The organism is Streptomyces sp. Tu6071, assembly GCF_000213055.1.
Classification (GTDB): Bacteria; Actinomycetota; Actinomycetes; order Streptomycetales; family Streptomycetaceae; genus Streptomyces; species Streptomyces evansiae.
Genome location: NZ_CM001165.1, coordinates 344,411 through 369,959, shown reverse-complemented (window position 1 = coordinate 369,959; position 25,549 = coordinate 344,411). Strand labels below are relative to the sequence as shown.

The 25,549-nt window shown below is 74.2% G+C and carries 25 protein-coding genes; 17 read left to right on the top strand and 8 right to left on the bottom strand.

Annotated elements, in window-relative coordinates; genetic code table 11:
- Positions 1–10: 10 nt before the first annotated feature.
- The 3 genes from STTU_RS01510 (at position 11) to STTU_RS01500 (ending at position 2,499) form a co-directional block, all read left to right on the top strand.
- Positions 11–367, top strand: coding sequence for an STAS domain-containing protein (locus STTU_RS01510; RefSeq protein WP_007819118.1), 357 nt, complete (start codon positions 11–13; stop codon positions 365–367).
- Positions 368–760: 393 nt separating this feature from the next.
- The gene (locus STTU_RS01505) at positions 761–2,137 is read left to right on the top strand and encodes an FAD-dependent oxidoreductase (protein ID WP_007819116.1); all 1,377 of its coding nucleotides are present in this window, start codon (positions 761–763) and stop codon (positions 2,135–2,137) included.
- A 47-nt stretch (positions 2,138–2,184) separates the two neighbouring features.
- Complete coding sequence (locus STTU_RS01500) at positions 2,185–2,499, top strand: antibiotic biosynthesis monooxygenase family protein (protein ID WP_052862305.1); 315 nt, start codon at positions 2,185–2,187, stop codon at positions 2,497–2,499.
- A gap of 54 nt (positions 2,500–2,553) precedes the next feature.
- On the opposite strand, the gene STTU_RS34475 is transcribed toward STTU_RS01500, so the two are convergent.
- The 3 genes from STTU_RS34475 to STTU_RS01490 all read right to left on the bottom strand — a co-directional run bounded on the left by STTU_RS34475 (position 2,554) and on the right by STTU_RS01490 (position 5,668).
- Positions 2,554–2,730, bottom strand: a complete 177-nt coding sequence (locus STTU_RS34475) for a hypothetical protein (RefSeq protein WP_158678762.1) — start codon at positions 2,728–2,730, stop codon at positions 2,554–2,556.
- Between the two features lie 84 nt (positions 2,731–2,814).
- Positions 2,815–4,059 carry a M20 family metallopeptidase gene (locus STTU_RS01495; protein WP_007819111.1) on the bottom strand — a complete coding sequence of 415 codons (1,245 nt, stop codon included), beginning with the start codon at positions 4,057–4,059 and terminating at the stop codon, positions 2,815–2,817.
- Between the two features lie 118 nt (positions 4,060–4,177).
- Positions 4,178–5,668: an MFS transporter gene (locus tag STTU_RS01490; protein ID WP_234019112.1), complete on the bottom strand. Its 1,491-nt coding sequence runs from the start codon at positions 5,666–5,668 to the stop codon at positions 4,178–4,180.
- A 187-nt stretch (positions 5,669–5,855) separates the two neighbouring features.
- On the opposite strand from STTU_RS01490, the gene STTU_RS01485 reads away from it, so the two are divergent.
- The 5 genes from STTU_RS01485 to STTU_RS01465 all read left to right on the top strand — a co-directional run bounded on the left by STTU_RS01485 (position 5,856) and on the right by STTU_RS01465 (position 11,128).
- A complete protein-coding gene (locus STTU_RS01485) occupies positions 5,856–6,878 on the top strand; it encodes an Lrp/AsnC family transcriptional regulator (RefSeq protein ID WP_043253735.1) in 1,023 nt (340 codons plus the stop codon).
- Between the two features lie 534 nt (positions 6,879–7,412).
- Positions 7,413–7,874, top strand: a complete 462-nt coding sequence (locus tag STTU_RS01480) for an SsgA family sporulation/cell division regulator (protein ID WP_007819103.1) — start codon at positions 7,413–7,415, stop codon at positions 7,872–7,874.
- A 250-nt stretch (positions 7,875–8,124) separates the two neighbouring features.
- Complete coding sequence (locus tag STTU_RS01475) at positions 8,125–8,952, top strand: SigB/SigF/SigG family RNA polymerase sigma factor (protein WP_007819101.1); 828 nt, start codon at positions 8,125–8,127, stop codon at positions 8,950–8,952.
- A 190-nt stretch (positions 8,953–9,142) separates the two neighbouring features.
- Positions 9,143–9,862 (top strand): GAF and ANTAR domain-containing protein, encoded by a 720-nt coding sequence (locus STTU_RS01470; protein WP_007819099.1) that lies wholly within the window; start codon positions 9,143–9,145, stop codon positions 9,860–9,862.
- 132 nt (positions 9,863–9,994) lie between these two features.
- Positions 9,995–11,128, top strand: a complete 1,134-nt coding sequence (locus STTU_RS01465; RefSeq protein WP_007819097.1) for an ANTAR domain-containing protein — start codon at positions 9,995–9,997, stop codon at positions 11,126–11,128.
- Positions 11,129–11,354: 226 nt separating this feature from the next.
- On the opposite strand, the gene STTU_RS01460 is transcribed toward STTU_RS01465, so the two are convergent.
- A complete protein-coding gene (locus tag STTU_RS01460) occupies positions 11,355–11,954 on the bottom strand; it encodes a flavodoxin family protein (protein WP_007819090.1) in 600 nt (199 codons plus the stop codon).
- 245 nt (positions 11,955–12,199) lie between these two features.
- Here STTU_RS01460 and STTU_RS01455 point away from each other — a divergent pair, with 245 nt between their 5' ends.
- The 5 genes from STTU_RS01455 (at position 12,200) to STTU_RS01435 (ending at position 18,642) form a co-directional block, all read left to right on the top strand.
- Positions 12,200–12,649, top strand: coding sequence for an STAS domain-containing protein (locus tag STTU_RS01455; RefSeq protein ID WP_234019111.1), 450 nt, complete (start codon positions 12,200–12,202; stop codon positions 12,647–12,649).
- A 114-nt stretch (positions 12,650–12,763) separates the two neighbouring features.
- The gene (locus STTU_RS01450) at positions 12,764–13,414 is read left to right on the top strand and encodes a PadR family transcriptional regulator (RefSeq protein WP_007819085.1); all 651 of its coding nucleotides are present in this window, start codon (positions 12,764–12,766) and stop codon (positions 13,412–13,414) included.
- A gap of 171 nt (positions 13,415–13,585) precedes the next feature.
- Positions 13,586–16,441, top strand: a complete 2,856-nt coding sequence (locus STTU_RS01445) for a DEAD/DEAH box helicase (protein WP_007819083.1) — start codon at positions 13,586–13,588, stop codon at positions 16,439–16,441.
- On the top strand, positions 16,438–17,697 hold the full coding sequence (locus STTU_RS01440) for a hypothetical protein (protein ID WP_043253733.1): 1,260 nt from the start codon (positions 16,438–16,440) through the stop codon (positions 17,695–17,697). Before STTU_RS01445 ends, STTU_RS01440 begins: the two co-directional genes overlap by 4 nt.
- Positions 17,698–17,856: 159 nt before the next feature.
- A complete protein-coding gene (locus STTU_RS01435) occupies positions 17,857–18,642 on the top strand; it encodes a hypothetical protein (protein WP_007819078.1) in 786 nt (261 codons plus the stop codon).
- A 127-nt stretch (positions 18,643–18,769) separates the two neighbouring features.
- On the opposite strand, the gene STTU_RS01430 is transcribed toward STTU_RS01435, so the two are convergent.
- The 4 genes from STTU_RS01430 to STTU_RS01415 all read right to left on the bottom strand — a co-directional run bounded on the left by STTU_RS01430 (position 18,770) and on the right by STTU_RS01415 (position 23,224).
- Positions 18,770–21,064, bottom strand: coding sequence for an ABC transporter permease (locus STTU_RS01430; protein WP_052862304.1), 2,295 nt, complete (start codon positions 21,062–21,064; stop codon positions 18,770–18,772).
- A complete protein-coding gene (locus STTU_RS01425) occupies positions 21,061–21,780 on the bottom strand; it encodes an ABC transporter ATP-binding protein (protein ID WP_043253732.1) in 720 nt (239 codons plus the stop codon). Before STTU_RS01425 ends, STTU_RS01430 begins: the two co-directional genes overlap by 4 nt.
- 29 nt (positions 21,781–21,809) lie before the next feature.
- Positions 21,810–22,217 carry a hypothetical protein gene (locus tag STTU_RS01420; RefSeq protein ID WP_007819072.1) on the bottom strand — a complete coding sequence of 136 codons (408 nt, stop codon included), beginning with the start codon at positions 22,215–22,217 and terminating at the stop codon, positions 21,810–21,812.
- 215 nt (positions 22,218–22,432) lie between these two features.
- On the bottom strand, positions 22,433–23,224 hold the full coding sequence (locus STTU_RS01415) for a DUF3592 domain-containing protein (protein ID WP_234019110.1): 792 nt from the start codon (positions 23,222–23,224) through the stop codon (positions 22,433–22,435).
- A 262-nt stretch (positions 23,225–23,486) separates the two neighbouring features.
- Here STTU_RS01415 and STTU_RS01410 point away from each other — a divergent pair, with 262 nt between their 5' ends.
- From STTU_RS01410 to rpmF, 4 genes are all read left to right on the top strand, one after another.
- Entirely contained in the window at positions 23,487–23,741 is a 255-nt protein-coding gene (locus tag STTU_RS01410; protein WP_007819070.1) for a type B 50S ribosomal protein L31, read from the top strand.
- Positions 23,738–24,898: a CobW family GTP-binding protein gene (locus tag STTU_RS01405; protein ID WP_043253730.1), complete on the top strand. Its 1,161-nt coding sequence runs from the start codon at positions 23,738–23,740 to the stop codon at positions 24,896–24,898. The genes STTU_RS01410 and STTU_RS01405 overlap by 4 nt, the downstream gene beginning before the upstream one ends.
- 116 nt (positions 24,899–25,014) lie before the next feature.
- The gene (gene rpsR / locus STTU_RS01400; RefSeq protein WP_007819068.1) at positions 25,015–25,254 is read left to right on the top strand and encodes a 30S ribosomal protein S18; all 240 of its coding nucleotides are present in this window, start codon (positions 25,015–25,017) and stop codon (positions 25,252–25,254) included.
- A 119-nt stretch (positions 25,255–25,373) separates the two neighbouring features.
- Positions 25,374–25,544, top strand: a complete 171-nt coding sequence (gene rpmF / locus STTU_RS01395) for a 50S ribosomal protein L32 (protein WP_007819067.1) — start codon at positions 25,374–25,376, stop codon at positions 25,542–25,544.
- The last annotated feature ends 5 nt before the right edge of the window (positions 25,545–25,549 follow it).

Sequence of the window (25,549 nt, the reverse complement as noted above, 5' to 3'; positions counted from 1 at the left end):
TGGACAGGTAGTGACGACCTCCTCCGAACCCCGCCCCCCGGCCGCGGCCCACCACGACGTCGAAAGCGTTCTCCGCCTGGAACCGCGCGGGGACCTGGACTACGACACCAGCCCAGAGTTCCTGCGCGAGGCCGCAGCCGCCCTGGCTGGGCGCGGAACAGCGAATGTCCTTGCCGTCGACTGCCGTGACCTGGGCTTCGTCGACTCGGTCGGCCTGTCAGCCCTCCTGGAAATCCACCGTGACGCCGCACTGGCCAACGTCGCGGTCACCTTCACCCACATCGGGCCGCGACTGGAAAAACTGCTCCGGATCACCGGGACCTACACCCACCTCACCGGTGCGACGGCACAGAAGAACACCAGCTGAGGACTGCTCCACCGCCCTCGCCGCTCGCGGTCCCCGTCGCCTCATCCGCGCCCCGGAACGCCGGCGCGTCGCTCTGTCCGCGCGGGAGACGAGCCAGTGCCGGCAGCGCTCCTTGACGCGGAGATGCGCAGGTGACGACGTTCCCTCGGGCCGGAACCGGAACGGCTGGTCACCCGCCACCTCTGGTGGCCCGCCTTGCGGCGCGTTTTCCGCGAAATGGTGGGCACAAGCGAGGCGATGCCGCTTCGGCCAGGTGACCGTCACGTCGGTGCCTGCGCGTCATCACCTTGACCACGGCCGACGTGGCCGGCGTGGCCTCGCGGAAAGGATCCGTTGGGGGCGTCCGCTTCCCCTCCATGCCTGCCGGAGCCGTCAACAGACCTGAGGGAGCCTATGAGTTCTGCGCACCAGATCGATGAACTGGACCGTCGGCTGAACCAGTGCCTGCGGGCCGAGCAGCTCTTCCGCCCTGGTGATCAGGAGTACGCCGCGTCGACGACGTTGTGGAACGGGGCGGTGGCCGCGCGGCCGGCCCTGGTGGTCAGGCCGCGTACCGGCGCGGAGACTGCCGCCGCGATCACCGCGGCACGGGCCTCCGGCGCGGGTGTGTCCGTGCGCGGCGGAGGCCATGACTGGGCGGGGCGGGCGCTGCGCGGCGAGCTGGTGATCGACCTCGGCGCACTGCGTGACGTGCGGGTCGAAGGGGACGCCGCTGTCGTGGGAGGGGGAAGCCGGGCGGGTGACGTGATAGCCGCCGCGGCTCCGCACGGCATGAACGTCGCCGCGGGCACTGTCAGCGCCGTCGGAATGGCCGGTCTCTCGCTCGGGGGTGGCTATGGCCCGTTGCTCGGCACTGCCGGGCTGGCGGCCGACAACCTGCTCGAAGCGGAGGTCGCGCTCGCCGACGGCCGACTCGTCTCGACCCGGGATGATCCCGAGCTGCTGTGGGCTCTGCGCGGAGGGGGTGGGAACTTCGGCGTGGTGACGTCGATGCGTGTCCGGCTCCATCCTGACCGAGGGCTCGCCGGTGGCATGGTGATGTTTCCCTGGCAGGAAGCGCGGACCGTGCTCTCCGGTTTCGCCGAGCTGCTGGCCGAGGCACCGGACGGACTGACGCTCCTGCTCGAGATGACCGTCGCGCCGGGAGTCGGCCCCGCCCTGGTGGTCGTGCCGGTCTGGTCCGGTGATCCCCGGCATGCCGACGCGCACCTCGGCCGGGTCCTGCGCCTCGGCACGCCGGCTCACAGCACTGTCGGCCGGACCACGCAGGAACAGCTGTGGGGAATGTTCGATCAGAGCGTCTCCAACGACATGCACTGGGATCTGCGCACCCGCGACGTCGCCGCGCTCACCCCCGAGGTCATCGATCTCCTGGCCGGCTGGGCGGAGGCCCGCCCCGGACCGGGAGCGGGAATCGGGCTACGGCAATTCCACGGCGCCGCCACACGCCAAGGTGCACAGGACAGTGCCTTCGGCCTGCGGGAACCCCACGTGGCCATCGAGATCTCCGCGGGCCGCGGGCCCGAGGAGGATCCCGCCCCCTACACGGACTGGGTGGACGGTGTCAGCAACGCTCTCGCACCCTTCGCGCTGCCCGGGGGCTACCCCAACTTCCTCCTGCCGGACCAGGAAGAGCAGATCGCGAGTGCCTACGGCGCCCATGCAGAACGCCTCGTCGAGGCCAAGGAGTTCTACGACCCCGAGCGCGTCTTCACCGCGACCCCGCTCCCCGACCGGGACATGCTGAAGACCTGTGCGCGGAAGCCCTGAACCGGACCGCGCGCTCGAACCCCGAGGAGAAAGCAGGAGGTAGCCGCATGGCGGTATGGGAAATTGTCCGGATAGCGGTGCCAGAGGGCAAGCAGGAAGATTTCGAGGCGGTGGTCCGGCGGTACCTGCCGGCCCTCCAGGCGGAAAGGGGCTGCCTGGATCTCAGGCTCCTGCGCGCCACCGACAGGGAGGGAGTCCTCCTGCTGTGCGTCGAATGGGAGTCGGAGGAGTACCACGTCGAGGTCTTCACGGAAACTGAGACCTTCGCCGAATTCGCGGGCGCGATGGCCCCCTATTTCGTGTCACCGCCCGAGACATTTCACGCCGAAGTCGTCATCAACGGCTTGGAATCCGCACGCTGATCGCCTCTGAGATCAGGCTGTAGCTCGCACAGCGGAAAGGGCGCTGTGCGAGCTTCAGAATTCGCATTCGGCCTCGCAGCGGTCCAAGCCGGTGAGGAAGTCGCTTACGTGGTCCAGCCGGCGGGCGTCATCCAGGATCGCGGGCAGAGAGCGGTCGAGGATGTTCCCGGCCACGAAGTCGCCGTACTCGGGCGCCGCTCTGTCCGCGAGTTCCGGGGAAAGCGGGACCACCTCACCTTTCCAGGACACGGTGGGGACGGGGGAGCGTGGCGGCCGGCTCCGCCGGGGCCGCGGTGGTGGGAGCCGGGGGGTGCTTCAGTGGTGCTCTGCCGGGTCCGGTTCTTTCTCCGTCCCGGGGTGGGGCGCGCGGCGCAGGGAGAGGGCGTGCAGGAGGCGTCGCCTCTCGTGGGGGGTGGCGGCGATCTCGGCGGCGGTCAGGGCGAGGGCCTTCGCACCGTCGAGCACGGCCGCGTCCGCCTGGGGGCTCGTGCCGTATGCGGCGAAAGCGGCCGTGTGCGGCTCGGCCCCGGCGGTGGCGTACCCGATCGTCGGGTGGATCGAGGGGAGGACCCGGGAGATGTTGCCCATGTCGGTGGAGGCCATCGTCCGGCCGCTCAGGTCCTCCGGGACCCGTCCGAGGGAGCGCGCCGCCCTCTCGTACGCGGAGCTGAGCGCCTCGTCCTGCCGCATGTCCGCGAACTCCTCGCCGTGCGGGACGAGTTCCAGAGTGGCGCCGGTCGCGAGTGCCCCGGCCTCGAAGCAGGCCCGCACCCGTTCGCGCACCACCGCGAGCTGTTCCGCGTCCGGAGCGCGCATCTCGCAGCGGCCCAGGGACAGCGCGGGGACGATGTTCACGGCCGTGCCCGCTTCGTGGAGCACGGTGTGCACCAGGGCGCCCGGCGGGAGTTGCTGGCGCAGCATACCGAGCGCGGTGTGCGCGACGGTGAACGCGTCGAGCGCGTTGACGCCCTCCCAGGGCGCGAGCGCCGCGTGGGAGGGGCGGCCCCGGTAGACGACGTCCCAGGCGCCGACCGCGAGCGAGGAAGCGCGCACGGTGTCGCGCGGACCCGCGTGCACCATCATCGCGGCGGCCGTGTCCGCGAAGACGCCCGCGTCCAGCAGGAGCACCTTGCCGCCGGCGTCCTCCTCGGCCGGGGTGCCGACCACCTCCACCGTCAGGTCCAGCGCCGCGGCGACGGCGGCGAGCCCGAGCCCGGCGCCGACGGAGGCCGCGCCGTTGACGTTGTGCCCGCAGGCGTGCCCGAGACCGGGGAGCGCGTCGTACTCGGCGCACAGCGCGAGGCGGAGCCCGCCCGTCCCGTACCGTGCCACGAACGCCGTCTCCATCCCCGCCACGCCCCGTTCCACCGTGAACCCCGCCTCCGCGAGCAGCGCCGTGATCTTCGCCGCCGAGCGGTGCTCGGCGAACGCCGTCTCCGGCTCTGCGTGGAGGCTGTGGCTCAGCTCCCGCAGGCGCCCGCCCCAGGCGTCCACCGCCGCGAGCGCGGCGGACCGCCATCCCTCGTCCTCGGGCATCCGTGTCGTCCGCTCGTCGTCCATCGTCCTGCTCCGTTCTCGTACTGCCGTTTGACCCGCGCCCGTTCGGAGGGGAAGCGAGGGCCGTCCCGCCCTCCCCGTTCGAAGGGAGGGCCTTCCCGCCCCCGCACCCCCGCCCCGATCACCCCCGCGCGGGCGGCACCGTCGCCGGGCGCTCCCGGAAGGCGCTGGGCACGAGGGCCGTGAGCGCTCCGAGGAGTGCCACGGCGGCGCACACGCCCCACGCCCAGACGAATCCGGCCTGCGCCGGGTGGCCGCCCCGGCCCGGATGGGCCGCGAAGAGCGCCCCGATCACGGCCGCGCCGATCGCCGCCCCCAGCGACAGGGACAGCTCGTTGACCCCCACCGAGACCGCCGTCTCCTCGCCCGGTACGGCCTCGGTCGCGAGGGAGCGGGTGACCGCCTCGAAGACACCCGTCGCGCAGCCCACCACCAGCGCGCCGAGCAGGTACTGCCCGAGCGAGCCGTGGAGCACGACCAGCAGCAGGAAGCCGAGCGCCGCGCCGATCCCGCCCGTCAGGAGCATCGCGCGGTCACCGGTGCGCCGCGCGAGGTACGGCGTCGCCGTCGAGGCGGCGCAGCCCGCGGCGACCATGCCGAGCGAGACGAGCGAGATCGCCTGGGAGCCGAGCCCCGGCCCGTACCCCGCCTCGCGCGCGTCGGTGCCGAGGAAGACGGCGTTGGCACCGAGGAAACCGATCGCGCCGAAGGCGAGACAGAAGGTGTGCGCGTTGACGACGGCGAGACGCGGGTCACCGAGCAGCCGCACCTGCACGAGCGGGTGCGTCGCGCGCCGCTCCACCAGCACCCAGCACACGAGCAGCACGACCCCGGCGAGCCCGCAGCCGAGGCTCCGCCCCGATGCCCACCCCCAGGCCGCGCCCTGCGCGAGTACCAGCACGAGTCCCACGAGGCCGAGACCGAGCAACAGCGCCGCCCCGTAGTGGAAGCGGCCCGCGCGCGCCGCTCGCCCCTCGGGCAGCAGCAGCGTGGCGAGCACCGCGAGCAGCGCGACCGGCACTGCCGTCCACAGCCCCTCGACGGCGTGGTGGTCGCTCAGCGTCCCCGCGATCAGCCCGCCGATGCCGATGGACAGCAGCAGCGCCCCGACCAGCACCGACATCCCTGTCCGGCCGCGTTCGGGAGCCCGGGTGCGCAGAATGCCCGCGAGCAGCGGGAAGAAGCCGACGACCGAGGACTGGAGCACCATGCCCGCCGAGAGCGTGGCGACCGAGGGTCGCAGCGCCATGAGCAGGGAGCCGAGGGCTACCGCGGCGACCGAGAGCCGCAGCAGCCGCCGGTGGCCGAAGAGGTCGCCGAGGCGGGACAGGAGCGGCGTCAGCACCGCGAAGGACACCTGCGAGAGCAGGTAGAGGTTGTTCTGCCCGACACCGCCGACGCCGACGTGCCGGCCGACTCCCGGGAGCAGCGGAGTGAGGTACCCCTGCGTGACACCGCTGCACACGACGACGACGGCCATGACCGGCAGCAGCGCCCCGTCCGGCAGCCGCCCGGTGAAGGCGCGGGCGGCGGACGCGGGTCCCGCGACGGCGACGGTGCGCTCCGGGGGAGCGTGTCCGGTGTTCTCGTGCGTACGTGCTTCCTCGCGCACCGTTCCCACACCTCATTCGTTCGTCCGCCGCGCGTGCGGGACCACGCGCCAGGGGGCGGGCCCCGGCCCGGCGGGACGGGCAGGGTCGCGCGGCCCGGTCGTGGCCGGATACCGTCGCGGCGGCCAGGGTGCGGGCCCGCACCGGATGAGGCGCCCAGAACGGCGAAATCGAGCAGGCGAGGCGTGGATGAAGACCGAAACCGTCACGGCGAGCGAGCTGGACCTCTCCCTCGTGCACGCGCTCCAGGTCCGCCCCCGGGCCACGTGGAGCGAACTGGCCGGCCCGCTCGGTACCACGGCGGCCACCCTCGCCCAGCGCTGGGAGCACCTGCGGCGCGGCGGCGACGCGTGGGTGCACGCCGTGCCGGGGCCCGGCTACTCGCGTACCCGGTGCAGCGCCTTCGTCCTGCTGAGCTGCGCACCGGGCTCGCGCGCCCGCGTCGCGGCCGAGGTGTGCCGCTACGAGGAGGTCGCGACCGTCGAGCTGACCGCCTCCGCCCGCGCGGGGCTCCTCCTGGATGTCCTCACACCGGATTTCGCCACTCTGGCCCGCCTGTTGACCGAACGGCTCGACACGGTGCCCGGGGTCACGGCCGTGGACTGCCGCATCGCGACCTCGTTGCACATGGAGGGCACCCGCTGGCGCCTGCGTTCGCTGGACCCGGCCCAGCTCGCGCGGCTCGGCGCCGCCGGAGCCCGGGAGAGCGCCGACGCGCCCCTCTCCGAGCCGGACGCACTCGACCGGCGGCTCATCGAGGCCCTCGTCCGGGACGGCAGACTGAGCTGGACCGCACTCGCGGAGAGGTGCGGAGCGAGTCCGGCGACGGCGCGGCGGCGCGTGCGCCGGCTCACCGCCTCGGGACTCCTCGCCTTCCGCTGCGACATGGCGGCCGGGCTCATGGGCGGCCCCGTCCCCGTCACCTTTCTGGGCCGGGTCGCGGCCCGCGACATCGGCGGGGTGGAGGGCGTGCTCGCCGCGCTCCCCGAGTGCCGGCTCGCCGCGGCCGTCACCGGGCCGGACAACGTACTGGCGACCCTGTGGCTGGGGGACGTGGGGGAGATCCAGCGCAGGGAGGCGCACCTCGCCGCCCGCCTGCCGGGCCTCACCGTCACGGACCGCCTCGTGGGCCTGCGGACCGCCAAGCGCATGGGCCACCTCCTCGACGAGGCGGGACGCCGCACCGGGACGGTCCCCATCCGCCCCTGGTGAACGGCGGGCCCGCACACAGCGCCTGCCCTCTCGGGATTCACCGACGAGCGGTCAGGAAGCGGCCGGGAAGGGTTCCGGACGCGGTGGGTGCGCGGGGCGTGGTGAGCTGCTCGACAGCTTCCGTGCCCGGAGTCGCCGAGTACCGCGCAGGGCGTTGTCCGTGGCACCCCGGCGGCCGTGAGGTCGGTCTGGGCGTGGGCCCGGTCGCCGATCGCCCTGCCGGTATGCCTCGCTGAGCGGGAGTGCGAGCCGGCTCGGTGTCCGCGCCCTGGGGTCCCCGTCTTGGCGTCCCGCACCAGCAGCGCGTCGGTGACCGGGGAGCCCGCGACGAGCGGCGCGTCGCACCGATGGACCGCGCCGTCGCGAACGTCCGCCGCACCGCGCGAGGAGTCCGGCGCGTGGGCCCGGTGGGTGACGCCGTCTCACTGCGGGGGACGCAGGTTCCGGAACCGGCACGTTTCAGCCGCGCAGCGGGGGAACCCACCCGGGGCACGTGACGACAGCGGGACGGCCCCGGCCGGAGAGGGAGCGGACATGACGGAACGAAGGGGCGGGGCGGCCTCGTACGGGACGCCGGGCGCCGGCGAGGAAGGGACGAGCGTGTGCGAGACGGTTTTCCGGCAGATCCGGGCGAGCGGGGTGCAGGTGCCGGTGGCCGCGCGGCTCTCGTACGACACGAGACGGCCGTACGAGGTGGCGCTCGACCTGCGCCCGGCGCGGGACCGCGGGGTGCGCTGGGTGCTCTCGCGCGATCTGCTGCTGGCCGGGACGCGCACCCGCTCCGGGCTCGGCGACGTACGCGTCGCGCCCGTGCCGGGCCCGGGGCGGGACGGAGCGGTCGTGGTGCGGCTCGGGCCGCCCGGTGCCTCGGCGTCCTTCGCGACCGACCGGCACGTGCTGCGGCGCTGGCTCGCGTACACCGGGGAACTGGTGCCGTGGGGTACGGAGGCGGCGCGGATCGACTGGGACGAAGTGGCGGCGCGGCTTCTGCGGTGACGGGGCGGCGACCGGCGCGGGATGCCGCCGCGACGGAGACGCGGAGCGAGGGGGGCGCGCAACGCGGCGGAAAAGGGCGGCGGAATGAAGCCCACAAGATGCGGTGTGAGAGGGAATCGAGAGGACAGACGAGACAGCGGTGCTTAGGAATCAGGCACGCGATGACCCCTGGTCGCGTGTACGCGGATTCCACGGCTCTTGCGCGCGTCCGGGCAGCGTCATCCCCTGGACCAGCGTTGACAGGAGCGACGTGGTGACGACGACCACTCCCCACCCACAGGAAACGGAGCGCCATGGCGGCTCCGGCGGCACGTGCGGCTTCACGCTTCTGCGACAGCTTCCCCCCGGTCCCGAGCGGGAGCGCCAGCGCTCGCGCCTCGTCGAGACCTGGCTCCCCATGGCGCACCGCATCGCCGGCCGCTACCGGGAACGCGGCGAGAACCTGGAGGACCTGTGCCAAGTCGCCGCGCTCGGCCTAGTCAAGGCCGTCGACCGCTTCGACCCCGAGGTCTCCGACGCCTTCGAGAGCTACGCGGTGCCCACCATCCGGGGCGAGCTCAAACGGCACTTCCGTGACAACACGTGGGGCGTACACGTACCGCGCCGCGTGCAGGAACTCCGGAACGCCGTCCGTACGGCACTCCAGGAACTCGCCCCGCGCACCGCTCCCCGCACACCCTCCGTGGCCGAACTCGCGGAGAGCGCGAAGCTCGGCGAGGAGGAGGTGCGCCGGGGACTCGAAGCTCTCGACAGCTACCGGCCCGTCTCCCTCGACGGCACTCCCACGCCAGAGGGCGAGCACCCGCTGCGCGACCGGCTCGGCGCGGACGATCCCGCCTACGCGATCGTCGTCGACCGGGAATCGGTCCGGCCCGCTCTTGCCGAGCTGCCCGAACGCGAGCGGTACATCCTCTACCTGCGGTTCTTCCACGCGCGCACCCAGCGCGCCATCGCCGCGGAACTGGGGCTTTCGCAAATGCACGTCTCCCGGCTCATCACCCAGGCGTGCGCGCAGGTCAAGCACCGCGTCGAGGCGCGTCCACCCCGTGCGGTGCTCACCGGGAGCGGTTCCGCCTGAGGCGCCGGAGGGACGGGCGCCGACCGGCGCGCACCAGGCCGCCGCGCGAGGCGTCGGGCCGCTCGGCAGGCCCGTCGGCCCGCCCCTCCCGTACCCGTGCCGCCGGGCACCGTGCGAGGGTGGAGGGACAGGACCCCAGCACCCGGCCGGTCCCGGCGGCACGCCGGAGCCCGGCGGGAGGGAGAGCCCCATGGCAGAGCACGTGCCCTTCGACGTGCAGTCGCTCCTCCTGGAGACCGACACCCTCGACGCCTTCCTCGCCGAAGTCGCCGCCGAGGCCCGGCGGCGCACCCCCGGCGCGGACGGCTGCGGCGTCACCCTGGAACGGGACGGACGCCCCTTCACCGTCGCGAGCGCGGGCGCGAGCGCGCCTCCGCTCGACGACAAGCAGTACGACATCGACGACGGCCCGTGCCTGGAAGCCCTCCGGAACGACAAGGAAGTGCACGTCAGCGACATGCGCGCCGAGAAGCGCTGGGGAGACTACCCGCCCTTCGCCGCCGCGCACGGCACGCTCTCCTCGCTCTCGCTGCCGCTGCGCGAACGGGACGGCATGGCCGGGGCGCTCAACCTCTACGCCCCGGCCCCCGACGCCTTCTCCGCGGAGGACGTCCACGCGCTGAGACTTCTCGCCGCACAGGCCGCGGGCGGCCTCGTGCTCGCGGTACGCCTCTCGGACGCCCAGCGGTTCGCCGCCGACCTCCAGGCCGCACTGCGCTCACGCACCGTCATCGACCAGGCCATGGGCGTGATCATGGGTCAGCAGCGCTGCACCGCGGAAGAGGCGTTCGCCTACCTCCGCGTGGCCTCGCAGAACCGCAACATCAAGCTGCGGGACCTGTGCACGCGCCTCGTCGAGGGCGTCTCGGGCACTCCTCCGCAGGAGGGCGCCTGGACCTCCCGCACCTGACGTACCGCCCGGAGCCGCCGTGAGCGGGAGAGACGGCAGGGCCCGGCGCGCGGACGGGCGCTCGATACTCTAGGGTGTTCCACGGGTCCAGCAGCGTGGCCTGTCGCTTCACGCTGCTCAGGAGATGTATCCGTGGCCCCCAGCCCCTTCACGCTGTCCCGCACCGCCCGGTCGTGGCCCTCCGCCGAGGTGACGACGGTGCGTCTCACCGGACAGCTGGACGAGGAGGCGTGGCCCGCGTTCACCCGCTGTCTGGAAGAGGCCAGGGCCGTCTCGGCCGGGCCCTACATCGCGGTCGAACTCGGCCCCGACGCCCAGCTCTCGGACACCGCCGCCCGGTGGCTCGTCCGCCTCGTCCTCGACGGCGGCCGGTCCGACGGCCCCGGACGCCTCCAGCCGCTCGTCCTCACCGGCGCCTGGAGCGCGGCCGGCGAGGACGGCGCGAGGCCGCCCGGTCAGGGCGCGGCGGCCGAACTGCGGGATCTGCGCGCGAACCTGCGCACCCGCCCGCTCATCGCCCAGACGCAGGGCATCCTCCAGGAGCGCTACGGACTGTCCGACGCCGACGCGGCCTTCGACCTGCTGCGCGTCAGCTCCCAGCGGCACAACGTCAAACTCCGCACCCTCGCCTCCGTCTTCCTGAGCGCGCCCCGTCCCGCCGAGCACAGCCCCCAGTGGTTTCCCGGCCGCACCAGGGCTCCCGCGCCGCCGCTCGCCTTCGCCCCGGGGCTGCGCCGCAGCCGGGTGCCGCGCAGCGCCTTCGCCGAGGCGGTGCTCCAGGCGGGGCTGCGCTGCGTCCACGGCGAAAGCGGACTGCTGCACGTGGTGGACCCGCTCATCGGCCTCCAGTACGAGGCCCAGCAGGGCATCCCGGACGCGCTCCTCGACCACCTCACGCGTGCCCCGGACGGCGCCGACCGGGGACCCGCGACGGACGCGCTGCGCGCGGGCGCCCGTATCGCGCTCGTGGACGGGCTCGCCGATGAGCGGCTGGACGAGGCGACCCGGCGGGCGCTCGGCGCGGCCGGTATCGACCGGGCCTGGTACGTGCCCTTGCCGTCGCTGAGCGGCGAGGGCGCGGGCGTCCTGACCGTGTACGGGGCCGCCGGGGGCGCCGAGCCGACGGACATCGAATGGAAGGCCCTGGACCTCTTGCTCGCGCAGGCGGGGGAGTGGCTCGACTGGCACCGCCGCACGGTGGTCCTTGACGCCCTGGAGTACCTCCACGCACGGGCGCGTGTGGCCGCCGGACAGGCGCGAGGGTGAGGGGCTCCGGGGGCCGTCCGCGGCCGGACGGCGTGCGGGCGCAACCGGCGGCTCGGCCCACGCGGCGCCGAACCGGCACGTTGACGGCTTCGAAAGCGGTGAGACGGGTCTCCCGCCGGGTTCGCCACCTCGTCGGCGCACCGCGTACGCGGTGCGCCGCGACAGCGACGGGCGCGCCCGAGTCGCGGGCCGACGGTGCGTCGCGCTCCGGACCCGCGCCCATGTTTCAGCTCGCCGGGTAGGGGTGCGCGCGCAGCAGCCCGGCCAGGTGGTGCGCGTTGACGGCGAGCGTGTGCGTCGTGGAAGCCACCGATTCGGGTGTCTCCGCCAGGTCCTGGTAGTCGGTGCCGTGCTGTGCCTCGCCCACCCAGTAGGTCACGGCGCCCGGCGGCAGCGAGAAGCCCACGTCGTCGAGCGCCTGGAACAGGTCCGCGCTCACCTTGTGGGCCCCGTCCTCGTTGCCGACGACGGCGACGAGCCCCACCTTCCCGTAGGTGAGCAGCCGCCCCTCCTCGTCGCTCTCCGAGAGTTCGGCGTCCAGGCGCTCCAGGACCCGCTGGCACAGGCTGGAGGGGTGCCCGAGCCAGATCGGCGTCGCGAGCAGCAGGATGTCCGCGCCGAGCACCTTCTCGCGCAGCGTCGGCCAGGCGTCCCCCTCACCCATGTCCAGGCCCACCCCGGGCCGCACGTCGTGATCGGCGACCCGCACCACCTCGGTCTCCACGCCGAGCCGGTCCAGCTCCGCCATCACCTGCTCGGCGAGCAGGTGACTGCTGGAGCGCTTCGGGGAGGGGTTGAGAGTGCAGACGAGGCCGAGCGCGCGCATGAATGCCTCCTGGAGCAGTAGTGGGACGGGCAAGGAAGCCCGGAACGGAAAGCCGTACGCGCCTGGGTACCCCGGCCGACCCGGTCGACACGCGGCACCGCGCCGGTCCGTACCCCGCCCGGCCCGGAATCCGTCACCGTTTCCTTTGCATGTCCCGAGCGCGCGGGGGCACACTCGGACGTGAGGTCAGGCAGCGGCCGCACAGGAACACCCGTTCACGGAGGAGTTCCATGAGGAACACCACCATGCCCGCTGACACCGCCCCCACCACCGACGCGGTGCTCGTCGTACCGTTCGACGGTCTCGTCGACCTCGACAACGAGGAGGAGGCCGAGACCGCGCTGTTCACGGCGCTCGACCGCGCGGCGGCGCGCCTCGTCGTGGTGCACGTCCGGTCGCGGATCGTCACCCCGGACGCCCTGCGCCTCCTGCTGCGCGCCCGCACCCGTACGGGGGAGCGGGGCACCGTGCTGTGCGTCGCCGCGCCCTACCCCGTCGCCCGTCGCGTCCTGCACCTCAGCGGGCTCGCCCGTCGGCTGCGTCTCGCCGCGACCGTACCGGGCGCCGTACGCCGCGCCTCGGGAGGCGGCGCCTGCGCGCACCTCGCGACGGTGCCCGGACAGCGCGCGACCGGCAGGACGAATGTCGCGAGCCGTCGCGGCGCGCGGCGCCTCCCGCGCCCGTACCTGCCCTGAACCGCCCTCGCGGGCCCCTGATCAAGACGCTTCCGCGGCCGTGAGCACGCCGTCCCCCGGACCCTCCGACGCGACCCCCGCACCCCCTGCGCGCGTGCCCTTAACCTGGAGCGCATGTCAGCCATCCGTCTTCTCGTGCTGGGAGCCGTGCGGCGACACGGGCGGGCCCACGGGTACCAGGTGCGCAACGACCTGGAGTACTGGGGTGCCCACGAGTGGTCCAGCGCCAAGCCCGGGTCGATTTATCACGCGCTGAAGCAACTGGGCAGGCAGGGGCTGTTGCACGCGCACGAGATCGCTCCCTCCACGGCCGGTGGCCCGCCGAGGACCGAGTACGAGATGACGGCCACGGGCACGGAAGAGTACTTCCGGCTGCTGCGCGCGTCGTTGACCGCGTACGACCAGAAGCCGGACGTGCTCGCGGCGGCGCTCGGCTTCCTCGTCGACCTGGAGCGCGCCGAGGCGCTGGAGCTGCTGCGCGAGCGGGCGCGGGCCATCAGGGAGTGGCGGAGGACCGTCACCGAGTACTACGCGCCGCAGGACGGTCCCGGGCAGTTCGGGCACATCGGCGAGCTGATGAACCTCTGGGTGCACTCGGCGGACGCGGGCGCCGCGTGGACGGACGGGCTGATCCGGCGCCTGGAGGGCGGGGCGTACACCTTCGCGGACGAGGGCGACCCGTTCGCCGGGGTGCACGCGGTGCTCGCGGACGGCGAGCCGAACCCGTACGCGACCGGCGAGCGCCATCCGCGGGACGAGCGCTGACGCCCTCGCGCAAGGAGCGGAGGACGCACGGAGCGCCCTGTAGTCAAGTTTGACTAATGGGGGGAACGGGTCTAGCTTGCGCCGAATCCGGTCGGCGGGAACCGGATCGCCGGACACGTCGTGCCGGATCGGTCGCACCGGCCGTCGGACCTACGGAGCAGGGGGCCCATTGTGTGGACGGCGCGTGAGGATGCCGGGCGGCTCGCCCGGTACGCGGTCGCCTTCGAACCGGCCGATCCGCCGCGCACCGGGCGGCTGGCGTTCTGGGACCCGGACGGCGCGGTCCCGCCCGCAGCGCCCGGCACGGTCGTGCCGGAGAGGGGGCTCGCCGACGCTTCGCCCGGCACGGTCGTGTCGAAGGCGGGGCTCGTCACGGCCCAGGGGCTGCGCGAAGCCCCGGTGCTGTGGCTGTCGGTCGGCGAGGCGCTGCCCGTCCTGGCGCTTGCCCGGCGCCGGTACGGAGAGGACGGGGTCCACGACGCGGCGGCCTTCTGGGGCGCCGCCCTCGCCCTCGCCCTCCACCTGACGGCGCGTGAACGGCTCCTGCCCGGTGTCTCGGACGGCGACCACGACGCCTGGCGGGTCGGCCCGCTCGACCCGGCGGACATCCTGCGGCTGCGCGAACTGGCCGCCGCCGCGCCGCCGGAGGCCCTGGCCGTCCCCGCCCCGGGGAGCGGACTCCTGCCTCCCGCGGACCGCCTGCTGCGCGCCTTCCTGGACGCCGTCGCCGACACCCTCCCGCGCACCCCGGCTGCCGAAGCGGCCACAGGACGCGCGGCGTTCGCCGCCGCGGCTCCCCAGCACGTGCCGCACCTACGCGCCTGGGCCGAGGAGATCGCGGTCGGCGTGGACACGGGCGTACGGATCGCGCTCTCCGTACGACTGGGCGACGGCGAGGACAGCGCGTCGGGACCCCACCTCGTCCCCCTCGTGTCCGACCTCGCGGACCCGACCGTCGAAGTGACCGCCTCGGACCTCTTCGACGGCACCCCCCACCTGCTCGGCCCGCGCGCCCAGGCCGACACCGTACGCGCCGTGCGCCGCGCGGCCACCCTGTGGGAACCGCTCGCCCGGCTGCTGCCGGTGCCCCGCCGCATCGACCTCACCGACGAGGAGTGCGTTGATCTGCTCGGCGGCGCGGGGGCCCGGTTGCGGGCGCACGGCGTCCCCGTGCACTGGCCGGCCGGGACGGGCGGGCGGCTGAGCGCGCGAGCCGTCGTGGGCCGGGACCGCACCCCTCCGGCCGACATGCGCGCCTTCCTCGGCGAGGACGGCACCGTGGACCTGCGCTGGCAGCTCTGCCTCGACGGCGATCCGCTCACCGACGAGGAGTCGGAGGCTGTCGCCGGGGCGGGACGTCCGGTGGTCCCGGTCCGGGGCGAGCAGGTGTTCATCGGTCCCGCACTCGCCCGGAAGGCCCGGAACCGCGCACTGCCACCGCTCACCGCCGTGGAGGCCCTCGCGGTCGCTCTCACCGGGTACGCGGAGATCGGCGGCGAACAGGTGCCCGTCGCCGACGGACCCTGGCTCAGCGCCCTGCGCACCCTGCTGACGGCCCACGAGGGGGAGACCACCGTCGCGCAGCCCGCGGCGCTCGCGGCGAGCCTGCGCGCGTACCAGCTCCGGGGCCTCGACTGGCTGGCGCGGATGACCTCGCTCGGTCTCGGCGGCTGCCTCGCCGACGACATGGGCCTCGGCAAGACGGTCCAGCTCATCGCGCTGCACCTCCACCGCCAGGAGCACGAGGGCACCCGCGGGCCCACGCTCGTGGTGTGTCCCGCGTCGCTGCTCGGCAACTGGGAGCGGGAGATCCGCCGGTTCGCCCCCGGCACGGCCGTGCGCCGTTTCCACGGCGCCGGGCGCACTGTCGAGGGCGCGGACAGCGGATTCGTGCTGACGACGTACGGGACGATGCGCCTGGACGCGGAGCGGCTCGGCGCGCACCGCTGGGGGCTCCTCGTCGCCGACGAGGCCCAGCACGTGAAGAACGCGTCGTCCGCCACGGCCGGGGCGCTGCGGCTCATCCCCGCCGCCGCGCGGGTCGCGCTCACCGGGACGCCCGTGGAGAACGGGCTCTCCGAGCTGTGGGCCCTCCTCGACTGGACCTCACCCGGTCTGCTCGGCACCCACGCCCGCTTCCGGCGCCGCTGGATCGCCCCGATCGAGGCGGAGCGGTCCGCCGCCGAGCGGGGCGAAGGGCCCGGCGCCACGGCCGAGCGGCTCGCCGGTCTCGTACGGCCCTTCCTGCTGCGCCGACGCAAGTCCGACCCGGGCGTGGCCCCCGAACTGCCGCCCAAGACCGAGACCGACCACCCCGTGTCGCTGACGGCCGAGCAGACCCGCCTCTACGAGGAGCAGGTGCGCGCCACGATGGCCGAGATCCGGTCGGCCAGGGGAATAGCCCGCAGCGGTCTGGTCCTCCGGCTGCTCACGGGGCTCAAGCAGATCTGCAACCACCCCGCGCAGTTCCTCAAGGAGGGGGAGCCGGAGCTGTCCGGCCGTTCCGGGAAACTGGCCCTGCTCGACGAACTGCTCGACACGATCCTGGCGGCGGACGGCGCGGTACTGGTCTTCACGCAGTACGTCGCGATGGCCCGGCTCCTCGAACGGCACCTGCGGGAGCGGGGCGTCGCGGCCCAACTGCTGCACGGGGGGACGCCGGTGCCCCGGCGAGAGGAGATGGTGCGCCGCTTCCAGGACGGCGAGGTGCCGGTCTTCCTGCTGTCACTGAAGGCGGCGGGCACGGGCCTCAACCTGACCAGGGCGGACCACGTCGTGCACTACGACCGCTGGTGGAACCCGGCCGTCGAGGCACAGGCGACCGACCGGGCCCACCGCATCGGGCAGACGCGGCCCGTGCAGGTGCACCGGCTGATCGCGGAGGGCACGATCGAGGACCGGATCGCGGCGCTGATGGAGTCGAAGCGGGAGCTGGCCGACGCGGTGCTCGGCGGCGGCGAGCGGGCGCTGAGCCGGCTCGGGAACGACGAACTGGCGAGCCTGGTGGCGCTGAGGAGCGGGCGATGAGCGACGGACACGACGAACGGGCGCGAGGTTTCGCGGCCTTCCCGGCCCACAGGGCCGCCCGGGGCCGCGGCCGGTCCTGGTGGAGCCGGGCCTGGGCGGAGGCGGTGGAGGACGGCTGGCCCGCCGGTGCGACGCCGCGCAAGGGCCAGGCCGTCGCCCGCTCCGGCCTCCTCGGTCCCCTGACGGTCGGTCCGGGACACATCGCCGCCCAGGTGTACGAGGAAGTGGACGAGCCGTACGCCGTGGCCCTCGCGCTTCCGGAACTGGACAACGAGCAGTGGGACGCCCTGTGGGAGCGGGTGGCCGACCGTCCCGCACAGACGGCGGCACTGCTCGCGGGGGAACTGCCGCCGGATCTCCTGGAGGCCGCGGAGGACGCCCGGCTCGGGCTGCTCCCCGGATACGGCGAGCTGGACGCCGACTGCGGCTGCGAGGCCCCGGACCATCCCTGCGCGCACGCGGTCGCCCTGGCCTGGCAGTTCTCGTGGCTGCTCGACGAGGACCCGGGGCTTCTGCTCCTCGTACGCGGCCGGGGGTGGGGGACGGCCCTGGAGGAGCTGAGGTCCGTCCTCTTCCTGCGCGCGCTGAGCGAGGACGAGCCGGCCGACGAGGGCACGGCGCCGAGCGACGCCCCCACAGCGGAGGGAACGCCGCCCGCCGAGGCGTACGCCCTCCCGCGCGTCCCGCTCCCGGACCTCCCGCCCCTGCCCGCACCCGTCGAGGACACCGCCGAGCCGGTCACCGGCATCGAGGCGGACCCGCTGGAGCGGCTGGTGGCCGACGCCGCCGCACGCGCCGCCGGGCTCCTCGCGTACGTCCTGGGGACGGCCGACGCGCCGCCCCCGCCACTCGACCGCTGGCAGGACACCGTACGGATCGCCGCGACCCACCCCGACCCCCGGGTACCCGCGCGGCTGCGGGACACCTGCGGGCGGCCGGACGAACTGGACCGGGCGGCCGAGGCATGGCGCTGGGGCGGGGCCGAGGGGCTGAGGGTGCTCGAAGAGGCCTGGCAGCCCGACGCCTCCGCCGTCACCCGGGCCCGCACGTCCCTCTCGACGGGCTGGGAGGACGAGACCCTTCCCGCCCCGGTCCTCGGCGACAACCACTGGACGCTCCCCGTACGGGGCCTGCAACTCCGCTACGGCCGCGACGCGCGCTGGTACCCGTACCGCGACCGATCCGGCACGTGGTGGCCCGCGGGCCCACCCACGCACGACCCCGCCCTGGCGCTTTCCGAACTCCTGGAGGGCTGACGCCGCGGCGGCGGCCGGGTGGTCGTCGCGTGTCCGCCGCCGGTCGGGGGGCGGGCGGGCGGATGTGACGGTGCCCCACGTGGTGTGCACGCGTCGTCCTATAGTCACCCGGGGACCACGACCACTCGGGGGGCGAAGGACGTGCCACGCGCAAGACCAGTGATCATGTTCGTACTGCTGGGCGCGGTCGGCGTACTGCTGCTCGGCGCCTGTGGGACGGTACGGGCCGGGTCCGGCGCCCCGCCGAGCGCGGCGGAGTCGCCGCACTGGCAGACGTTCGCGCCGTTCCGGGTCACCGCGGCCCGGCTCGCCGACGACCAGCGCGCGCTCGACGTCGATGCCGAGGTGCCCGGCGGCGGGAGGACGTGCGCACGCCGTCTGAAGGCGGTCGTCACCGACACCTCGGACCGCACCGTGTGGGTGCAGGTCACCTTCTCCGCGCTGACGGGCGGCCCCGCGCGCGCCGACTGCCGCGAGACCACGACGGCCACGGCGAAGGTACGACTGCCATCCCCGCTCGGCCACCGCGAACTGGCGACGGACACCCACACGGTGTTCACCATGGACGGCGCCCACCTGCCGGACCTGCGCCTGTGCGGCGAACTCGGCTGCCACCCCGCGCCCACCGGCTGCACCCCGGCCTCCTACGACCAGGCGGTCATGACGCTCGACGTGCCGAACCACACCTCGCGCGGCGAAGAGCACTGCGACGGCAAGTGGCTCGTGTTCGACGTCTTCTCACGCGTGGGCCCCGCCTGCCCCAAGGGCACGGCCCCCGGCTGCGACGCGAGCATCGGCGACCGCTGGTTCTTCCGGGCCGAGACTTCGGGCTGGAAGCCGGTCGCCCGTGGCACGAAGGCCGGATGCGCCGACGTACATCGCGTCGAGCCCGGCTTCCCGTCGTCCCTGTGCGCCGATCTTCCGTCGCTGATGCGGTCGAACTAGCGGGCTCGACCGCCAGGTTGAGCGGCCGTGAGTCGGTGGCCGGAGCACGCACGGGGTGGGCGGCCGGTGCCGCTCGTGGCCGCCTTCCTCGTGCGCATGGAGCGCCGCCGATCGACCGGCGCGCTTCTCAGTCCTTGCGCAGCACCTCCGGGTCCAGGTGCCGGCGGGCCAGCGGGAGGCAGGACACGGTGGCGACGATCAGGACGACGAGGGCGCTCGCCAGAAGGAGGGGGAGTCCCGCGGTGTCCCAGAAGACCGCTCCGCCGCCGGTGACGAGGTAGCTGGATTCCGCGAGTTTCCCGGCCACGAGGGCGGCGGTGAGGCCGCAGGCGAGGGGCAGGGCCACTTGGGCGCTCTGCGCCGCGCGCAGGGTGCCGGGCCGGATGCCGAGGAGGGTGAGGGCGGCTGTCCTCGTGCGGCGGCTCATCGCGTGATCGGCTGTCGAGACGAGGAAGGCGGCGACGCCGATCCCGAGGCCCAGCACCATGCCCGTACCGAGGAGTCCCTTGACGGCCGTGAGCTGGTTCAGGGTGTCGATGACGATGCCGACCGGGGTGATCTCGATGGTCGGGGCGATGGCCGCGAGACGGTCGAGCACGGCGCGGACGGTGTCCTGGTCGGGTGCGCTGCTCAACAGGAGCCGCGCAGCCGCCGGGTGGGTTCCGGCCGGGAGCGCGGACGGCGGGACCAGCACCAGGGCACTGGTGATGTTGGAGGGCTGGACGACGCTGACGGTGACCGTGCGCCGCGGCACCGTGAGCCGCTGCTCGCCCGCCGGGCGGCCCTCCGCGTCCCGGAGACGCAGGGTGTGCCCCGCGCCGGGAAGCCCCTCGGGCCCGAGCGGGACGTCGGGGTCGCGCAGCGCGAGGATCTCGCCGTCCTCGCAGCCCTTCACGCTGCCTGGACGCACGAAGGTCGCGAGCTGCGCGCACGTGGCGACGACCGCGGTCTCCCTGTCCGTGAAATCCGCTGCCAGAGCACGACCGTCGACACCGGACGCCCTCTCCGCGCGGCCCAGTTGGCTGGGCGTCAGCCGCTCGTACGGCAGCTCGTACTCCTGGTTCGGCGCGGCGCGGCGGCTCACCTGGTCCAGCTCGACGAGTACGCCCTGCGTGAGCGATGCGGCGTAGACGAGGAGGACGAGGCCGCTCACGACGCGCAGGGCCATGCCGGGATGGGCCTCGTGGTGGCGCAGGGCGAGGGTCAGGGAGACGCGCTGGGTGCGGGCCGCGATACGGCGGGCGAGCCACGCGGTCGCGGGTGGCAGGGACAGGACGAGCCCGGCGCCGGTGAGCAGCGCCCCGGCGGGGACGAGGAGGGAAGTGGTCGCGCTCGGTCCGGGGGCCTTGTCGACGAGCCCGAGGAGGCAGTACGTGGAAACGATGCCGAGGCCCGGCAGTGTGAGGACCGCCGCGAGCCGGCGGCGGGGCCGCGTCCCGTGTTCCCCCCGGCGTACCGCGAGGGGGCGCAGTGCCGCTTCGCGCGCGTGTCTCCGGCCCGCGACATGGGCGAGGGCGGGGCAGCCGAGCAGGCAGGCCACGAGCGTCGATCTGCTGGGCAGTCCGTCCGCCGGGTACCACGCGAGGCCGAGCCAGCCCGTCCCCGCGACCACCGCTTCGGCCGCGAGGTACAGGCCGAGGCCCGCGACGGCGCCGAGTGCGGCGGCGCAGACCGTCTCCACCGCGCTCACGCGCACGGTGTCCCGCGCGCTCAGCCCGAGCAGTCGCAGCGCCGCGAGCCGCCGGGAGCGCGACTCGGCGGAGAGCCGCACGCACACCGAGAGGTAGACGAAGAGGGGGAGCAGGACGAGGCAGCACAGCGTGAAGCGCAAGGGGTCGAGCGTGCCTTCGTCGAGCGCGGGGTGCGGAGCGTACGCGGCGCCGTAGCGCAGGACCTTCTCGCTGCCGGTGGCGGCGAGTTGCCGCGGGGCGCGGCCGACGTAGGCGTACAGCTCGTCGGGGCCGGTGAGGCCCGCCGGGCCGATCGTCCCCGTCACTCGCCCGGGGAGGCCGCCCTTGAGGCCGGGGGCCTCCGTCAGCAGAGCGCGCAGCGCGGGCGACACGAGGACTTCGCCGGGGCCGGGCAGGCGGCTCACTCCCGGCGGTGTGGGGCCCCCGCCCCGCGGCGGGCGTGCGACGAAGACGCGGGTGACGGGGCGGGAGCCGAAGGGGTCCCTGCGCTCCAGGGACAGGGGCAGCCCCGGCAGTGCCTCCGCACGCTGCTGGGCCGCCGCCTCGCGTGCCGGGACGGCGTCGCGGAGCGCCGCGCGCGTGTCGTGGGCGGCGACGATCGTCGGGATGCTGAGGACAGCGGCCAGGCACGCCACGCCGATCGCGCAGCCGGCCGTCATGAGCACGAACCGGACCCGGGTGGCGCGGTCGCCGCGCACCGCGAGGAGAAGCCCCAGCGCGAGCGTCTTCACGGCGCACCCGCTCCGGGATCGGCGGAGGGCGTGGGGGCGGGCACGGCGGAGAGGTCGCGCAGGCGTCCGTCGTGCATGAGGCAGCGGCGGTCGGCGCGCGCGGCGACGCCCTCGTCATGCGTCACCAGCAGCACCGCCGTACCGGCGTCCCTGGCCAGCGACAGGAACTCGTCGAGCACCGCCGCCGCGTTGACCGAGTCGAGCGCGCCGGTCGGCTCGTCGGCGAAGACGATGGCGGGGCGGTGCACCAGGGCGCGGGCCACCGCGACGCGCTGGGCCTGCCCACCGGAGAGCCGCGAGACGCGCCGTCCGCGCAGGGCGTCGAGGCCGAGCCGGTGGAGGACGGGTGCCGCCGCCGCGTGGGCCGCGTCCTTGCGCCGTCCGGCGAGCCGCAGCGGGAGCGCCGCGTTCTCCTCGACGGTCAGCTCGGGCAGGAGTTCACCGTGCTGAAAGACGTAGCCGAACCGTTCCCTGCGCAGGGCCGACAACTCCTCGTCGCCCAGCGCCGCGTAGTCCAGCTCCCCGAAGCGGACGGTGCCCGCCGAGGCGGGCACGATCCCGGCGAGGCAGTGCAGCAGCGAGGACTTGCCGCTCCCGCTGCTGCCCGTCACGGCGACGGTCTCCCCGGCGGCCAGCCCGAGCGTCACCCCCGCCACGGCACGCTGCTCCCCGTACGCGACCTCGACACCCTCGGCCCGAAGCACCCAGCCCGGCATGGCGGTCCGTCCCTCCGCTTCTGGTCTCGTCAGTCCTGGTCGGGGCCCTTGTACGAGCGCGTCGGGCTGCAGTTGTCAGGGCGGAGGGAGCCTCGGTCGCGGCACACGCGCAGGGCGGCGTGGCGCACGTACTGCGCCGCCCCGTCGTACACCACTTTGTTCAGCCGCACGGTCTTGCCCTGCTTGCCGTTGAAGCGGCGCCAGGAGTAGCCCTCCACCTTGGCCTGGACGTACACGTTGTGCCCGTCGCCCTTCGAGGTGTCCGCCAGGCCGCCCTCGAAGCCGAAGCCACCGTGGTTCGTGGACTTCGGGTAGAAGGTGTACTGCCCGTTCCTGAACGCGGCCCCGCCGGTCGTCAGGGTCCTCATCGAGTGCCACGAAGCGGCGACGGCACTGCCCGCCCCCAGGGCGAAGAGTGTCGTGGCGGCGACCGCCACCAGTGATCTGCGCATGTGGGCTCCCCTCGATCAACCGTACTCGCTCACTGTAATGGACTAATTACGCATAGCTACAAGCGTTTTGGGGGATCTCACCCGAACAAGCGAATGCCCGGCGACAGGTGGACACGCGCGCTGGTTTGTACCAGGCCCGCACGCGGTGTCCGTCAGGCCCGCACGCCGGTTGTCACCAGGCGCACACCCCGGCTTCCCCGTCAGAGTGCGACCGCCCCCACCACGGCTGCCGCCCCCACGACGACGAGACCCACGACGTTGACGGTCATGTCCGTCTTCCAGGAGCGGCGTTCGGCGCCGATGTCCAGGGTGAAGACCGCCGGGTCCTCGGGGGTGTAGTGGACCGTGACGTCGCGGCCGTGAGATCCGGCGGGGTCGCGCAGTCCTGACGGGCAGTAGGCCGTGACGGCCGTACCGTCGAGGGTGGTGAAGGCGATGACCGGCACCACGCGCGTGGAGGCGTTTCCGTCCTCGTCCGGGCTGATGCTCTTGAGCACGGCGATCACGCGGCCGGGTACGGCGGCCATGGCGGTCAGTGCGTCGAGGCGCCGCTTCCTGTCGCGTACGTTCCCGGGCGGGTGGAACAGGCCCGAGAGGGCCCAGGGTCCGCAGAAGCCGAGCAGAGCCGACGGCCAGCCCCGGTCGATCGCGGCGAAGACGACCAGGCCCGCGTAGCAGAGGAGCACCGCGAACGTCGGCCACCCGAGTCCGCGCCCGCCGTCGGCGGGGGCCCTGGTGAACCGGAACGCGTGGGGCCTGCCGGGCGGGTACGCAACGCCTACCTCCCGGCCCCGCCAGGCCATGTCGATCCGCTCGCCCGGCCCGCCGCCGTTGGTGACGGTGAACTCCCGCCCGCTCGAAGGGCCCTGGAAGGCGACGACCACGGCGATGCCCTCGCTCGGCGAGCCTCCGTGCCGGGGTTCCCCCACCCGCTCGATCCGCCCCTTCGTCCGCACCGCCCGCTGTGCCCTGGTCCTTCCTGTCAGGGCCATGCGGCGATACGGCCGCCGCCCGGCCCGGTGGCGGGGAAGGCCGAACGCGGGGCTGGGGCGGGCGCCTTGGTCCCGGCGCCCGGTCGGCCGGTGCTCCGGGGTCCCTCGGTCGCGCTGTCGCCGCCGTCCGCGACCGCTGCCCTCCCCGTCCGGCCGACCACCTTTCGGTAATGAAAACCATTGTCGTATGCTGTCTTCCGCGCCGCGCCACACCTGGCCTCGCGGCGGCCCCGCAGGGCCTCAGCAAGCACGAAGGACAGCCATGAAAACCGGAATCCACCCCCCGTACGGCCCCGTCGTCTTCCGCGACCGGGCGGCGGGCTTCGCCTTTCTGACCCGTTCGACGTTGACGAGCGAGCGGACCGTCGAGTGGGAGGACGGCCGGTCCTACCCGGTGGTCGATGTCGAGATCTCCTCCGCGAGCCACCCCTTCTACACCGGCACCGCGCGCGTCGTGGACGCCGCCGGGCGGGTCGAGCGCTTCGAGCGGCGCTATGGGCGAGGGGCCGGCCGATGACGGCCGGGGACGCGCCGCTGCCCGTCGTGCTGGTGGCGGGCATCCACGCCGAGGCGCGGGCGAGGACCGTCGCCCACCTGCTGCGCGTCGTGCCCGGCAGCGTCGTGCTCCACCACGACCTGCGCGACGCCCCCTCCGGAGCGGTCGTGCGTGAACTGCGCGACGCCTCGGGCACGCTCGCCACCGGCGAGACGCCGCTCGTCAACGACTGCGCGTGCTGCGCGTTGCGCGAGGACCTGGTCCCCGAGCTGCGGCGCCTCGCACGCGACGGCTCGACGCGCCTCGCCGTCGTGGAGCTGTGGGACTCCGTCGAACCGCGCGCGATGGCCGAGGTCGTCGTCGCGCACGCGGGGGAGTCGCTGCGGCTGGGCAACGTGCTGACCGCCGTCGATCCCGCGCTCGTCCTGGCCTGCCTCGGCAACGGCGACGAACTCGCCGAGGCGGGTCTCGCCGCCGCGCCCACGGACGAGCGCACCGTGGGGGACACCTTCGCCCGGCAGCTGGAGTACCCGGGCGTCCTCGTACTCGCCGGTCAGGACGGCGAAAACGCCCCGGACGACCTCGCCCTGCTCGCGCAACTGCACCCCACCGCACGGCGTTTGCCCCTCGGTTCCCCCGAACTGCCCGGACTGCTCCGGGCGGGCTTCGACACCGAGGCAGCCGCGGCGGCGCAACACCCGGCGATGGCGCTTCTTCCGCAGGAGGCGCACGAGGCCGGGATCGGCACGCTCGTCTGGCGGCACCGCCGCCCCTTCCACCCCGGACGCCTCTTCGAGGCGCTGGAGGAGCTGTGCTGCGCGGCGGTACGCAGCCGGGGCCGGTTCTGGCTCGCCGACCGGCCCGACACGCTGCTGCACTGGGACGCGGCCGGGGGCGCGCTGTGCGTCGAGACGTCCGGGCCCTGGCTGCGCGGACTGCCGGACGCGGCCTGGGAACTCGTCCCCCCGCTGCGCCGGGCCGCCGCCGCGCTCGACTGGGACCCCGAGCACGGCGACCGCGAGCAGTACCTCGTCTTCACCTCGCCGGACCTCGACCGCGAGGGCATCGCCGGCCTCCTCGCCTCCTGCGTGCTCACCGACGCCGAGATGGCGGGTGGCACGGAGGCGTGGAAGGAGTTCCCGGCCTCGTTCGACCAGTTCCTCGACCCCGTCCACTGACCGCCGCCGACCGCCACGTCTGCCGCCGACCGCCACGACTGCCGCTGAACGTCACGTCTGCCGCCGACCACCACCCGCCGCTCACCGCCGCCGCCCCGCACCAAGGAGCCCTCCCCGTGCCCCGCACCACCCACCACCGCCGTGACACCCGCGCGTCGCGCCCCAATCCGCTGGACGCCGCCGGGATCACCTACATCGACTACAAGGACACCGACCTGCTGCGGAAGTTCATCTCCGACCGCGGCAAGATCCGCAGCCGCCGGGTCACGCGCGTGAGCGCCCAGCAGCAGCGGCAGCTCGCCGCCGCGATCAAGAACGCCCGCGAGATGGCGCTCCTGCCCTACGGCAGCCGCTGAGCCCCTGAGCGGCGGCGGTCGCTGAGCCGCACCCGACGGGCCCTCGGCACGTACGAGGGCCTCCGCGCCCCGCCGCCACACCCGCACACCCCGCATCCCCACCCCGGAAAGGCAGCCTCATGGCCGTCCCCAAGCGCAAAACATCCCGCGCCAACACCCGTCACCGCAGGGCGCAGTGGAAGGCGAGCGCCCCGAAGCTCGTCACCGTCACCGTGGACGGAGTCGCCCACCGCGTGCCGCAGCACCTCGTGGCGGCCTACCGGCGCGGCCTGCTGCGCCCCGAGGAGTGAGCGCG